Annotated in this window: 13 protein-coding genes and 1 other RNA gene; 5 read left to right on the top strand and 9 right to left on the bottom strand. The window is 41.0% G+C overall.

Translation table 11 applies throughout. The annotated features are described in order from the left end of the window. Positions 1–11: 11 nt before the first annotated feature. The 6 genes from ACYZ0U_RS12200 to ACYZ0U_RS12175 all read right to left on the bottom strand — a co-directional run bounded on the left by ACYZ0U_RS12200 (position 12) and on the right by ACYZ0U_RS12175 (position 4,149). Positions 12–1,391, bottom strand: coding sequence for a sigma-54-dependent transcriptional regulator (locus ACYZ0U_RS12200; protein ID WP_461452597.1), 1,380 nt, complete (start codon positions 1,389–1,391; stop codon positions 12–14). A gap of 133 nt (positions 1,392–1,524) precedes the next feature. Then, positions 1,525–1,903: RNase P RNA component class A (rnpB, locus tag ACYZ0U_RS12195), an RNA gene on the bottom strand. Between the two features lie 254 nt (positions 1,904–2,157). Then, on the bottom strand, positions 2,158–2,577 hold the full coding sequence (locus tag ACYZ0U_RS12190) for a c-type cytochrome (RefSeq protein WP_461452595.1): 420 nt from the start codon (positions 2,575–2,577) through the stop codon (positions 2,158–2,160). A 2-nt stretch (positions 2,578–2,579) separates the two neighbouring features. Then, on the bottom strand, positions 2,580–3,224 hold the full coding sequence (locus ACYZ0U_RS12185; RefSeq protein WP_461452593.1) for an SCO family protein: 645 nt from the start codon (positions 3,222–3,224) through the stop codon (positions 2,580–2,582). Beyond that, entirely contained in the window at positions 3,221–3,634 is a 414-nt protein-coding gene (locus ACYZ0U_RS12180; protein WP_461452591.1) for a hypothetical protein, read from the bottom strand. Before ACYZ0U_RS12180 ends, ACYZ0U_RS12185 begins: the two co-directional genes overlap by 4 nt. A 62-nt stretch (positions 3,635–3,696) precedes the next feature. Further along, on the bottom strand, positions 3,697–4,149 hold the full coding sequence (locus ACYZ0U_RS12175) for a DinB family protein (protein WP_461452590.1): 453 nt from the start codon (positions 4,147–4,149) through the stop codon (positions 3,697–3,699). 30 nt (positions 4,150–4,179) lie between these two features. On the opposite strand from ACYZ0U_RS12175, the gene ACYZ0U_RS12170 reads away from it, so the two are divergent. Further along, complete coding sequence (locus ACYZ0U_RS12170; protein WP_461452588.1) at positions 4,180–4,365, top strand: hypothetical protein; 186 nt, start codon at positions 4,180–4,182, stop codon at positions 4,363–4,365. A gap of 282 nt (positions 4,366–4,647) precedes the next feature. After that, positions 4,648–6,006, top strand: coding sequence for a GH1 family beta-glucosidase (locus ACYZ0U_RS12165; RefSeq protein WP_461452586.1), 1,359 nt, complete (start codon positions 4,648–4,650; stop codon positions 6,004–6,006). Here ACYZ0U_RS12165 and ACYZ0U_RS12160 read toward each other — a convergent pair. Next, positions 6,003–8,105 (bottom strand): tetratricopeptide repeat-containing sensor histidine kinase, encoded by a 2,103-nt coding sequence (locus ACYZ0U_RS12160; RefSeq protein WP_461452583.1) that lies wholly within the window; start codon positions 8,103–8,105, stop codon positions 6,003–6,005. The two genes, ACYZ0U_RS12165 and ACYZ0U_RS12160, sit on opposite strands and share 4 nt — an antisense overlap. 86 nt (positions 8,106–8,191) lie before the next feature. Next, on the bottom strand, positions 8,192–9,373 hold the full coding sequence (locus tag ACYZ0U_RS12155; RefSeq protein ID WP_461452581.1) for an acyl-CoA dehydrogenase family protein: 1,182 nt from the start codon (positions 9,371–9,373) through the stop codon (positions 8,192–8,194). Positions 9,374–9,440: 67 nt separating this feature from the next. On the opposite strand from ACYZ0U_RS12155, the gene folB reads away from it, so the two are divergent. From folB to ACYZ0U_RS12140, 3 genes are read left to right on the top strand one after another with little or no spacing between them, the layout of a single operon-like run. After that, on the top strand, positions 9,441–9,791 hold the full coding sequence (folB, locus tag ACYZ0U_RS12150) for a dihydroneopterin aldolase (RefSeq protein WP_461452580.1): 351 nt from the start codon (positions 9,441–9,443) through the stop codon (positions 9,789–9,791). A 10-nt stretch (positions 9,792–9,801) separates the two neighbouring features. Further along, complete coding sequence (locus ACYZ0U_RS12145; RefSeq protein WP_461452578.1) at positions 9,802–11,199, top strand: FAD-binding oxidoreductase; 1,398 nt, start codon at positions 9,802–9,804, stop codon at positions 11,197–11,199. Beyond that, positions 11,199–11,831, top strand: a complete 633-nt coding sequence (locus ACYZ0U_RS12140) for an MgtC/SapB family protein (RefSeq protein ID WP_461452576.1) — start codon at positions 11,199–11,201, stop codon at positions 11,829–11,831. Before ACYZ0U_RS12145 ends, ACYZ0U_RS12140 begins: the two co-directional genes overlap by 1 nt. Here the strand turns inward: ACYZ0U_RS12140 and ACYZ0U_RS12135 are convergent. Further along, positions 11,828–12,364 (bottom strand): acyl-CoA thioesterase, encoded by a 537-nt coding sequence (locus ACYZ0U_RS12135; protein WP_461452574.1) that lies wholly within the window; start codon positions 12,362–12,364, stop codon positions 11,828–11,830. The genes ACYZ0U_RS12140 and ACYZ0U_RS12135 overlap by 4 nt on opposite strands. Between the last annotated feature and the right edge of the window lie 35 nt (positions 12,365–12,399).

Genomic DNA, 12,399 nt, shown 5'->3' with positions numbered 1-12,399 from the left:
TGTATGGAGGTTTACTCTCCTCGTTTCAATCCGTATTTTTCAATCTTACTGTACAAGTGACTACGTTGGATATCAATGTCATCGGCAGTTTTTGACACATTCCAATTGTTCTTTTCCAGCTTAAATTTGATATACTCGCGTTCTGCATAATCCTTATACTCCTGGAAATTCTTGAACTGGTTAAAATCGGTTTGCGACGAACTTGCCGAATCTCCTGTTTCATGCACCGGAGCAGATGGGTTGGCAAAAGCTCTTACATCATTATCCGTGATGGTTTTATCACTCAGAATAATCAAACGTTCAACCATGTTCCTTAACTCACGGATGTTACCTGTCCACGGTAATGCTTTTAAAGCTTCTAATGCTGATTCAGATATCCTTTTTGGCGGCATGCCGTAATCGTTACAGATCTCTTCAATAAAACTCTGCGTAAGCAACGGAATATCATCCTTGCGCTCATTCAACGGAGGTACATGGATCAATATAACACTTAATCGGTGGTAAAGGTCCATCCGGAAATTACCGGCTTCGATCTCTTTTAATAAGTCTTTGTTGGTGGCCGCTACTACGCGTACATCTACATCTATCTCTTTTTCGCCGCCTACACGGGTAATTTTGCTTTCTTGTAAGGCACGCAATACTTTGGCTTGTGCAGATTGGCTCATATCACCGATCTCATCCAGAAACAAAGTGCCTCCGCTTGCTGATTCAAACTTACCAATACGCTGTTTTACAGCAGAGGTAAATGAACCTTTCTCGTGCCCGAATAGTTCACTTTCAATTAATTCTGATGGTATAGCCGCGCAATTAACCTCAATCAACGGGGCATTTGAACGGTGTGATTTCTCATGCAACCAGCGTGCAACTAATTCTTTACCGCTGCCATTAGCACCGGTGATCAATACACGGGCATCAGTAGGGGCAACACGGTCAATGGTTTCCTTAATTTTGCCGATACCCTGCGACTCACCTAATATTGGGCGAACCTTGGATACCTTGCGTTTTAATACCTTGGTTTCAATAACCAAACTACCACGATCAAGTGCGTTACGTACGGTAATTAGCAGGCGGTTCAGATCAGGTGGTTTGGATATAAAGTCGAATGCGCCCTTACGGCTTGCCTCCACAGCGGTTTCCACGGTTCCGTGGCCGGATATCATAATAAAGGGCAGGTCAGGTTTCAAAGCTAAACCTTCGGTAAGCACTTCCATGCCATCCATGCGGTTCATTTTTATATCGCACAGTACCAGGTCGTAGTCGTTTTTAGCGATCATTTCCAGGCCATCAATACCATTATCTACGTCTTCAACCTGGTAGTCTTCGTATTCCAGTATCTCTCTCAATGTGCTGCGTATAGCACGTTCATCATCAATAATTAAAATTTTAGCCATAGTTTATCTATTGTTTTTCAACGAAAACGGGTAAATGTTAAGCGCGCTAATATATATGATTTGTATAGAAAATTAAACACTTTTCTATATACAAAAAATAACCCCCTTCTGTTTTGCAGAAAGGGGCATTTTTTTCAGCAGCAAACCTGTAAGCCGGGTTCTGTGCCGCCCTAAAGCGGTTTCTATCATTAATCTAATCCTGTTATTGCTAACAGGCTTGAGCAACCTACCCATCCCGGCGGCCCGCCTAAACGGGCCAAAAGCGAGTAACTTCCGATCCGTGACCTATTTGGTTTTTCAACTCCTGAGGTTTACCGCGATCCCGGTCGCCCGGGAAAGCCGTGAGCTCTTACCTCACGTTTTCACCCTTACCCTCAACAAATTGGGGGCGGTATATTCTCTGTGGCACTTGCTGTCGCCGGCTGCCGGCGCCTTCCCGTTAGGAAGCAGGATACTCTGTGTTGCCCGGACTTTCCTCTTCGACTCAACGAAGCGATAAAATGTTTTGCCAAGCAAAGGTAAGAATTTACACCAATAGTGGTGAACCGTACCACGGAAGAGATGAAACACATGGTACATTTAGTACACTTTTAAGCCCGAAAATGCCCTAAATAACCCTGAAAATGACATTATTAGATTTATTTTAAGCCCAAAAAAGTATCAAAATCGCCCAAAAAAGTGTTGTTTTAGCCTGAAAAGCGCTTGACATAAACAAAAAATGATGTTTTTTGAACTCTTTTTACCTGTATTAGACCAGAAAATGAACCTATTTGGAACAGTTGTTAAGCGCGGTTTGTACTTGGTCATCGGTAAACAGGCCCTGCTTATTGCCGAACGAATTGGTAACGTAAGTGATCACCTGCGCCAGCTCGATAGGCGAAAGCCCACTTGCTGGCATGGCGCCTTCAAACTCTTTACCGGCAACAGTTATTTTTCCGCTAATGCCGTTTTTAAGCCGGCAGGATAATTTATTACGGTCTTTTAATAAAAGAGTATCAGTTATCGGTGGTATCAATGCATTTAAACCTTGCCCCTTATCACCATGGCAATTTAAGCAATGGGTTTCATAAACTACGGCACCGCCTGAATAATAGCGGCCATATTCAATAGATGCATCGTTTTGGCAGGAATAGATTATGGCAAAAAAGGCTAACAAACAAATAATACCAATGATCTTTGCTTTCATAATTATTTGTCCGCTGGTTCGGCTTTTAAGGTTTTGATGTCAGCGATTAGTTGGTCTACCTGCTGTGGATTTGTTCCATCGTATGATCCGCGGATGCGTTGCTGTTTATCTATCAACACAAAATAACCCTGGTGAACATAACCGCCCGCAACGGTACTGTCCGGACTTACAGCAACCAGGTAACTTTTTGTTGCCAGGCTGTACACTTTATCTTTATCGCCATTTAAAAACCACCACATATTGCCGCTAACGCCTAATTTATCTGCGTATTTTTTAAGTACCGGTACGGTATCATGTTTTGGGTCGATAGTGTAGGAAATGATCTTAACATCCGGCATATCCTTAAAAGCATTATAAACGCTTAGCATGTTGCGTTGCATGCCCGGACAAATAGAAGGGCAGGAGGTGAAAAAGAAATCGGCTACATAAATTTTATCCTGCAGGTTTTTGCTGCCAACACTATCGCCGTACTGATTAATAAATTTAAATGCAGGTATGGTTTGATAAACTGTATCGGTTACTGTTTGCCCGTTAACCGTTTTCTTCTCTGCCGAGCGGTTGCCGTAAATTGGCAATACTTTAGCAGTATTTGATTTGCATGCCGCAAAAACGGTTATTAATAATATCCCACTGATCAGTTTTTTCATTTGGTTTTTGCTTTGTTTATGTAGTTATTTGATACCGCTATTGCTATAACCATGGTAGTATCTAATTTAACTACCTCAGCCTTTTGTGTGTTGAGATAACTCATGATCTGCTGATGGGTTTTACCGGTAAAATCCGGGTTGAATTTATCCATCCACATCATCATGGAATTATCAGCATCGTTAAGTAGTTTACTGTAAGCAGCAACCGAATCTTTAACAGCAGCCGAAGCATCTTTAGCAGCGATGCTTTTTAACTGCATTTTATTTTTCATGATAGCCCCATCATTGGTCATTAGCTTATCATGGGTCTTTATCACATCATTTAAAAGTGCTTTTTCCTGGTCTTTGTCGTTATTACAGCCCAATAGGGCAATGCACGCAAGCAGCGGAATAAATAATTTCTTAGTCATTGGGTAAGAACTTTAACAGTCGCAAATATCAAAAATAAACGCCTTACATCCGCATCAATTAGTTAACGCATATAAAAAATGTAGTCAGTATTCGGTAAACTTTCAATTCCTGCGAGTTTTAATTGCTGCCCGATCTGCGCGCGATGATGTGTGCCGTGATTTATGAGGTGCGCTAAAATATCCTCGGTCAGGTTTTCATAGCTGTCACCTTTGGAATTTTTATAGGCGATGATCTTCTTGAAATCTTCAACTTTTAATCCATCTAAAAAATCCATCCATGCTTTATGGTTTTCATCAATGATCTTTTCAAAAGTATTCGCTTTCTGATCCGGCCACAGAACAATACCTGTTGCATGTAATCCTTTACACCGGTTAAGCCAAATTTGTTGCGCCGCTAATAAATGCGCCATCAATTTTACAGCCTGTTCTGGTTCGCCAACTTGAATTATTGATTTTAAGATGGCTTTATTAGCAAACTGGTCGTAGTTGAAGAGTTTGAGGAAATAGGATTTCATGACGTAAAATTAATTATATTTAAAAAGTATATGAGTAATCCTGAAGAAGAAAATCAATCAAAGCCAGCAGCAAAAGAGCCGATCTTTCTGGAGCGCGGTGATGGCTTAGGCTGGACGTTAAACTTTGACCGCCCGGTTTCCTATGTAATATTACTTGGTATATTGGGTGTTTCGCTTGTGATTTGTTTATATGCAGCCGGGGTGATAAAGTTATAATATCATGTCAATATTAAATACTGTAAATCAAGGTTCAGGCAATTAATATTAACAATAACATAACACTATAAACACGATAGTTATACATTGAGGTTGTACTTTTAAGTAAAAATTAAAGGATATGAAACTTATAGCAAATTTTTTAAGGCTTGTTAGTGGTTTTCCTCAATGGATAATGCTTAACAGTATGCGCTCATCGTTCATGCACTAAGCCGTAATTCCAAAAACTTTTCTTTTATACAATAATAATGTACAATTTGGGCATTGTATACGCTCAACTTAATGGAACTGAAACAGCAGGACGGGGATTTTAACAAAAGGCTTTTTGGCGACGATTTTAAATGGGGAGTGGCGACTGCCGCATTCCAGGTTGAAGGCTCATGTGATTGCGACGGCAAAGGCGAATCAATTTGGGATGTCTTTTCGGCTAAGCGTGGCAAAATAAAGAATGGCGATAAGCCACACATGGCTTGTGACTTTTACAAACGTTATAAGGAGGACATCGACCTCATCAAACAACTCAATATTCCTAATTTTCGTTTTTCCATTTCATGGACCCGCATTTTACCGCAGGGTACCGGAGAAATTAATCAGTTAGGAATTGATCATTACAACCAGGTAATTGATTATTGTATTTCACAAGGTATTGAGCCATGGATCACGTTATATCACTGGGACCTGCCACAGGCGCTTGAAGTTAAAGGTGGCTGGACAAACCGCGAAGTTGTTAACTGGTTTAGCGAATTTGTACGGGTTTGCGCCCATAGCTTTGGCGATAGGGTTAAATATTGGATGGTGATGAATGAACCATCGGTATTTACCGGCGCAGGATATTTTTTCGGGATCCATGCACCGGGGAGGGCCGGCCTCTGGAATTTTTTACCGGCAGTACACCATGCTATTATGTGTATGGCTGCCGGCGGCAGGGAACTGAGAAAGATTTTACCGGATGTTGAAATCGGCACTACATTTTCATGCTCGTATGTTGAACCGAAAAGCGATAAACCACGTGACGTAGCCGCTGCAAGCCGCGTTGATACTTTGCTAAACCGTTTATATATTGAACCTACTTTAGGGATGGGATACCCGGTTGACGGCTTGCCTGTACTGAAAAAAATGGATAAATATATTCAGCCGGGTGACATTGAAAGCATGGAATTTGATTTTGACTTTATCGGCGTTCAGTTATATACACGTGAGATCGTAGATCATTCTTTTTTTACGCCATACATTCACGCCAATATAGTTGGGGCTAAACACCGGAATGTACAAATTACAGAAATGGGGTGGGAGGTATACCCGCCCGCTATTTACGAGATCTTAAAGAAATTCAATCAATATAAATCCATCAAAAAGCTGTTGGTTACCGAGAACGGCGCCGCTTTCCCAGATGTAGTGACAGATGGCAAAGTTGATGACCCCAGGCGAAAAGCATATCTTCAGCAATACCTGCAGCAGGTTTTAAAGGCTAAGCAAGAAGGTTTAAAAGTAGATGGCTATTTTGTTTGGACCTTAACCGATAATTTTGAATGGGCCGAAGGTTACAACCCGCGTTTTGGATTGATCCACGTTGATTTTGAAACGCAAAAACGTATTGTAAAAGCATCCGGCCAATGGTATGCTAATTTTATAAAGGATTAAATTTGGGGCCTTTTTAGGGTTACATAAAAAGTAGTGCCTTTACCAGCTTCGCTGTCAAACCAGATCTTACCATCATGATTTTCGATGATCTGCTGGCAAATAGATAAACCAAGCCCGAATGATTTTTCGCCGGCTGTGCCGGGCCGTTTGGCATCAGTAAAGATGTTAAATACCTCGTTTTTAATGTTATCTGGTATGCCAATGCCAGTATCCTTAACTGAAATTTTAACTTCCTGGCCATCAGCCATAACATCTACATAAATAGCAGCGCCAATTGAACTGAATTTTATGGCATTGCTGATCAGGTTACTTATTACCCGCCAGATACGCTCACGACTTACCAGTAACATTTCAGGTTTGCCGCTTAGTTGGGTTATGATCTTTTGGTCCTTTTCGGATGCTTTAAAACTCAATATCTCAACACTGTTATTTACTAATTCATTAATATCAACTAATTCCTTATTTGATTTGCCGATCTTGTTATTGGTAGCGTCTAAAATCTCGTTTATCAATTCTAATGTGTTTTGCGATGTACTGTTTACCAGTGTGATCAGCTCTTTTTGATCTTCAGTATATTCATCTTGAAGCATCACATTGGTTAATGAAACTATGCCGCCGATAGGATTTCGTAAATCGTGAGCAACAGTACGCAGTATACGGTCTTTCTCCTGCCCGTTGATCTTTAGCTCTTCTAACGTGGTTTCCAAATCACTTTTTTGTGAATTGATCTGTTGGTTCAATTCGCTTATCTCCCTGATGTCCCGTTTTGAGCGCTGCCAGTTCCTGAAAACAAGCACAATGATCACTAACGCCATTATCACACCTATAACGGCAAGTGCCAAAAAGATACTTTGTAATTTGTTGTTGTTTTTAAGGTCTTGTATTTGGTATTGCTTATCGTAATTGGCCAGCTGCTGGGTGATATCCGCCTCCTTGATTGATACATCCACCTGGCTTAATGAATCTTTGAGGTGGCTGTAGCTTTCATAATAAGCTAAAGCATTGGCATAATCCTTATTCTCTGTAAAGTAGGCGCTCATCAACCTGTTCCATGAACTCAGCGCTTGCACGTTTTTTGCTGAATCCAATTGGTTATGTAAATTCTGCAATAAACTAAATAATGGCTTAAGCTGGTGTTCTTTCAGATATAGATTAGCAAGGTCGGTTTCAACCAATTCGGCATCATAGTTATCATAAGATCTTTTAAGGTTAAAATCTATACTTTTTTTCAAAAGCCCCTCAGCCTCCGCGTAGTTGCCAATTTCATACATTAGCTTGCCCTGATCGCCCCAGGTTACGGCACGGGCTATATCAAGTTTATAACTTATATCCTTAAACCGTTCGCTATATTTATCTATAAATGCTAAAGTTTTATTAAAATATACGCCGGCGCTATCCGTATTACCTAAATTCAAATAACTTTCGCCAACGTCATTAAGCAATTCTTGCTTTTGATAAAATCCTCTAAAGTCATCGGTGTAAGCGGCACTTAGTTTAAAGCTTTCTTTAAAGTTTTTAGCTGCCAGGTCAAAATGCGATTGCCTGAATGAAACCATGCCCATTCGATAAGTATATTCGGCCAATAAACCGTTATCAAGGTAATTTTTACCTAAAATGTAACCCTGGTAATAATACCTGTATGCAGTTGTGTATTGGTTTAGGTCAAAATAGGCATCACCCTTTGCAAAATTGGCGTTAGCTATATCGCTAACATATGATTTTAAATTATTAGACTTTTCAGCGTTTAACATTATTGAGTCGGCATACGCTAATTCCAGTTTGGTATTGCGAAGCTCTCTTTTGCTGTACATAAAATGATACCCGTAATAATGAGCTATGTCATCCAAATTATGGTTACTGAGTTGATGGTAAGCGCTATCCAGGTATTTGATACCTTGCTTAGGCCGCTTGGTAGCATTCAGTTTAGCAACTGAATCATTAATAGGGGCAAACTCCGCAGACATTTCACCATTATCGGCCGGTTGTTGTTTTTTGCAGGAAGAAAAAAATAATATCGACACCAAGGTTACAACAAGCCCAAACACAAGGCTTAGGTAAGCTAAGTTAAACCTACGGCGTAAATAATTATTAGGGAACATTAATCAATTGTTGCGCAAATATATTCTTAATTGTGGTAAAAATCAATGAATTGGTAAGAAATATAACTATTAAGCAAATAGTATATTTATTTAAAAGCCTCTTCACCAGTAATATCCATCCCTGTTATTAATAAATGAATGTCATGCGTTCCTTCATACGTAATAACCGACTCAAGGTTCATCATGTGGCGCATTATTGGATATTCACCGGTAATGCCCATGCCACCGAGCATTTGCCTTGCCTCACGGGCTATATTGATGGCAACCTCGACGCTATTACGCTTAGCCATAGATATTTGTGCCGCAGTTGCGCGATTTTCATTTTTCAAGGTAGCCAAGCGCCAAACCAGCAATTGCCCCTTGGTTATTTCGGTTATCATTTCTGCCAGTTTTTTTTGCTGAAGCTGGAATGCTGCTATAGGCTTGCCGAATTGCACGCGTTGTTTGGAATAGCGAAGGGCTGTATCGTAACAATCCATGGCCGCGCCTAATGCGCCCCAGGCAATGCCGTAACGGGCCTGGTTTAAACAACCGAGCGGACCTTTTAAGCCTGAAGCATTCGGCAACAGGTTTTCTTTTGGGACTTTAACATTATCAAATACTAATTCGCCAGTGGCTGATGCGCGTAATGACCATTTACCGTGCGTTGCGGGCGTGGTGAAACCATCCATTCCACGCTCAACAATTATTCCTTTTATTTTGCTGGTTTCATCCTTAGCCCATACTACGGCAATGTCCGCAAAGGGCGCGTTCGAGATCCACATTTTGGCGCCGTTAAGCAGGTAATGGTCGCCTTTATCCTTAATGTTGGTGGTCATGCCGCCGGGGTTAGAGCCGTGGTCAGGCTCTGTCAATCCAAAGCAGCCCATTAATTCGCCGGTAGCTAATTTGGGAAGGTATTTTTTGCGCTGTTCTTCTGAGCCATAGGTATAAATAGGATACATGACCAATGATCCCTGTACTGATGAAGCAGACCTTATACCGGAATCCCCGCGTTCGATCTCCTGCATAATAATGCCGTACGACATATAATCCAATCCCGCACCACCATATTCAACCGGGATAGTTGGGCCAAAGGCGCCAATCTCGCCTAAACCTTTAATTAGCTGTTTAGGAAATTCAGCCCTTTGGGCATAGTCTTCAATAATGGGAGTGAGTTCTTTTTTTACCCAATCTCTTACAGTTGAGCGGATTAATTTATGTTCGTCGGTTAATAGTTCATCTAACTGGTAATAATCAGGCGATTCATAAAGGTCAGTCTTTGGCATAGCATTATATTTGGTTTGGTAAAGCTAATGAAAGCAATTTAGATTGGGCAATTTGTTACATTTGTTTATGGTTGAAATTAATTTAAACGACGCGGAATTTTTCGCTTATCATGGGTTTTATCCTGAAGAGCAATTGTTGGGCAGCAGGTTTTTGGTTGATATTTCAGTAAGTTTTATACCAACCGGCGATCTTGCTGAGGATGAGATTCATAATACAGTAAACTATGAGCAACTTTATAACATTGCCTGTGATGAAATGAAAATTACCCGCAAACTGATTGAAACGGTTGGTCAGGCCATTGCTGGGGATATTAGAAAGAAATTTTCGTTTGTTAAAAGTATTAAAGTCGCCATCAAAAAAATGGATCCGCCACTTAAGGGTAAGGTAGGGCATTCCAGCGTGGTTATACTGGCTTGATTTAAATTCAATGGCTTATTCTAAAATAACTTCAGAAATCCTTCAACAAATAACCGCCATAGTCGGAAGTGACTATGTTATCGACGGCTGTGATAACCTGGAGAAATATAGCCACGATGAAACCGAAGACCTCTGTTACTTTCCTGAAGTTGTTGTAATGCCCCGAACTGCCGAAGAAATATCGCAGCTACTCATTCTCTGCAACAAATATTTAATACCTGTTACACCAAGGGGCGCGGGGACAGGATTGAGCGGCGGCGCTTTATCTGTTTTAGGTGGTTTACTCATTTCGATGGAACGTTTTAACCAGATCCTCAATATTGATGAACGCAACCTGCAGGCTACTGTTGAACCCGGTGTTATTACTGAAGTATTTATGGATGCCGTTGCCGAAAAAGGCCTGTTTTATCCGGTCGATCCGGCAAGTAAGGGCAGTTGCTTTATTGGTGGTAATGTGGCGCATGGCTCCGGCGGACCGAGGGTGGTTAAATATGGCACCATCCGCGAATATATTTTAAATTTACAGGTGGTCTTGCCATCTGGCGAGATCATTTGGACGGGCGCTAATACTTTAAAGTACGCATCAGGTTACAATTTAACGCAGTTGATGATCGGCTCTGAAGGTACTTTAGGTATCGTCACCAAAATAGTCACTAAGCTTATTCCCCATCCAACTGTGGATGTTTTAATGCTGGCGCCGTTCCCAAGTAATGAGAGTGCTTGTGCTGCCGTGTCAGAAATATTTATCGCAGGTGTTGTGCCTTCGGCTGTAGAGTTTATGGAACGCAAATGTATTGAATGGGTTATTCGATATAGCGGCGTTATATTCGATTTAAAATATGATGATAGTGCATTCCTCTTGATCGAAGTTGATGGCACTGATAAAGAGGTAATATTTTCTGAATGTGAGAAGATAAACCGTGTACTGGAGAAATTCGGCTGCAAGGATGTTTTGTTTGCGGATACTGCCGAGCACAAGGCCAACCTTTGGAAGATCAGGCGCACCATTGGTGAATCGGTAAAGATCAATTCGGCGTACAAAAAAGAAGATATGGTGGTTCCGAGAGCGGAGTTGCCAGCCTTGGTAAAAGGCATTAAAGAAATCGGAAACAAGTTTGGTTTTGATTCGGTTTGTTTCGGACATGCCGGCGATGGCAACTTGCACCTCAATATTGTAAAAGGCAGCATGAGCGATGAGCATTGGGAAAATGAGCTGCACAAAGGCATTTACAAAATTTTTGAATTAACCGCATCTTTAGGCGGCACCATATCCGGCGAGCACGGCATCGGCCTTGTTCAAAAGGAGTTTATGCCGATAAAATATACTGATGTGCATTTTGCTTTATGGAAAGGAATTAAGCAAGTGTTCGATAAAAATAATATCTTAAACCCTGAAAAAATATTTTAATGGCACCAGCCGAATTTCATATCGATAACCAGGACCTCATCAAAATAGGCATCGCCATATTATGCGGCGGTATTTTAGGCCTCGAGCGACAGTACAAAAACAAAACTGCTGGTTTCAGGACAATTATCCTCATCTGCCTTGGCTCAGCTATCTTCACGCTCATTGCGCAACGCGCCGGTTTAGGTGTAAACATCAACGTAATAACCGGTGTGGGTTTTATTGGCGCAGGTGTTATTTTTAAGGATGATATTGCCGTTACAGGTTTAACGACAGCTGCTGTTATCTGGATCTCAGCGGCTATTGGTATGGCAGTAGGAGCAGGCGATTACCTGCTGGGAATAGTTTCATCGGTGGTAACTATTGTTGTATTGACCACATTCCATCTGTTAGAAAATTACCTTGATAAAATACACCACGACAGGGTATATTCTGTAGTTTTTGATGATAAGGATTATGACCATTTGATCAGCCTGGAAGATAGGGCAAAGGCACATAATCTTAAAGTAAGGATAGTAAGGGTAAATAAACAAAATGATTTATTACATGCTGCAGTAATGGTTACCGGGCATAAAAAGCACATCAATAAGCTTAGCCAGGAGCTGTTGATCACCCCTCACATTATATCTTTTTAGTGGGTGTTTGATATTAATCCCGGTTCATCAAAATCAATCATTCGTTGCCTTTGGGCTATTGGGATTGTCACCGATTTATTGGCTGAATAATCATAGCTAATGCACACCGTTTTACCGGTAGTGCAAATTTCTTCGCCTTCAGGGGTTATTTTAACCAGCACATGCATTACATCAAAGCTACTGTTGCCTATGCGGGTAACACGCACATAGCAGGCTATTTCATCGTGCATCACAATCGGTTTCAGGTAATTAATCTCTGACCGGCCTAAAATTATCCCGCTTTCATTCCAATCCCATTGTGCTATATCTTTCCAATAGTGCGAGCGGGCTATTTCAAAATAGGTTAAATAAACCGCGTTATTTACATGTCCATAGGCATCCATATCTGAAAAGCGGATGGCTATTGGAGTTTTATACTTGTATTTTGAAAGATTTTCAGCCATAAGTGTCAAAAAGTCGGTATGGATTGAGGTTGAACGGTCATTCTGTCCTGTAAAATGGGCTTTTAGCGCATTGGTACAACAGTTGAACATATGTTTACGAAAGTAATAAAAACAAAACTTTAGGA

It is taken from the genome of Mucilaginibacter sp., assembly GCF_965225845.1.
In the GTDB taxonomy this organism is placed as follows: domain Bacteria; phylum Bacteroidota; class Bacteroidia; order Sphingobacteriales; family Sphingobacteriaceae; genus Mucilaginibacter.
This window is presented reverse-complemented; position numbering and strand designations above follow the sequence as displayed.